Source organism: Vibrio sp. 1557 (genome assembly GCF_033340175.1).
Lineage (GTDB): Bacteria > Pseudomonadota > Gammaproteobacteria > Enterobacterales > Vibrionaceae > Vibrio > Vibrio alginolyticus.
The window spans coordinates 1-1,013 of sequence record NZ_JAWOVZ010000305.1 but is presented as its reverse complement, the minus strand read 5'-3'; the positions used below and the strand labels follow the sequence as shown (position 1 = coordinate 1,013).

At 44.5% G+C, this 1,013-nt stretch carries 2 protein-coding genes; both read left to right on the top strand.

The window, feature by feature from the left end:
- Positions 1-509: porin (locus tag R7070_RS26665; protein ID WP_318141584.1), on the top strand; the 509-nt coding region annotated here is incomplete at its 5' end.
- Between the two features lie 202 nt (positions 510-711).
- Positions 712-1,013 (top strand): fumarylacetoacetate hydrolase family protein (locus tag R7070_RS26660; protein ID WP_318141583.1); only part of this gene is annotated, 302 nt, incomplete at its 3' end.

The following is a 1,013-nucleotide window of genomic DNA, read 5'->3' as shown; positions in this document are numbered from 1 at the left end:
CGAACGAAGCGACGGATACGCACACATACGATGACCGCGTACAAGTTGCAATTTCTTACGCGATCATGGGCGCAAAAGTGGGTTACACGTACAACGGTGGCGACTTCCAAGATTCAGCGTACATCGGTAAGCATTCAGCTGAATCTCACTTAGTATCTGCGGCATACGGTTCTTACGGTCAAGGTTTGTACCTAGCAGCGGTTTACGGCTCGAACGAAAACATGAACTTCGACGGTAAAACTCGTCTAGCTGAAAGCGACGCGTACGAAGCGTTGATCGCTTATGCACTGCCTAATAGCCTAAACCTGAGCATCAACTACGAAATGGTTGAAGGCAAAGACGTGAAAGGCGCGAAGACAGAAACGGCTCGTGAAGAAATGGCGCTGCAAGCAGAATACAACTTCACACCTAAGTTTGTGGGTTATGCGGGTTACCAGTTTGACTTGAACGACGCTAACGACCGCAAAACTGATGACAAATGGGCACTTGGTGCACGTTACTACCTATAATTGTCGTTACAGTTATCGATTCAAAAGCCAGCATGATGCTGGCTTTTTTCGTTTTTTCGAAGAATCAACATGCGTTTCAAACTGATGACACAAAACATAAAACGGGCTGAATGTCTTATTTTCGATACTTCAGAGCGCGTTCTAGTGTTGTTCCATCAAAAGGTTAGATTATGATGATGTTTTTGTTTTGCAGGGAAGATCAATGAGCGTCATTCAAGTTGAAGAAAAGAAAGTAGAAGTTGGAAAAGTGCTGTGTGTTGGGCGTAATTACGTTGAGCACATCCATGAGTTGGACAATGCTATTCCAGAACAAATGGTGGTGTTTAATAAACCTTCTACCTCTGTATCGACGATCTTACGCTCATTTCATCAAGAACCTTTGCATTATGAAGCAGAAATTTGCTTTCTAATCAAAGACGGTCAATACGCCGCCGTGGGTTTGGGGCTAGATCTGACGAAACGCGGTCTGCAATCTTCTCTCAAAAAGCAAGGCTTGCCTTGGGA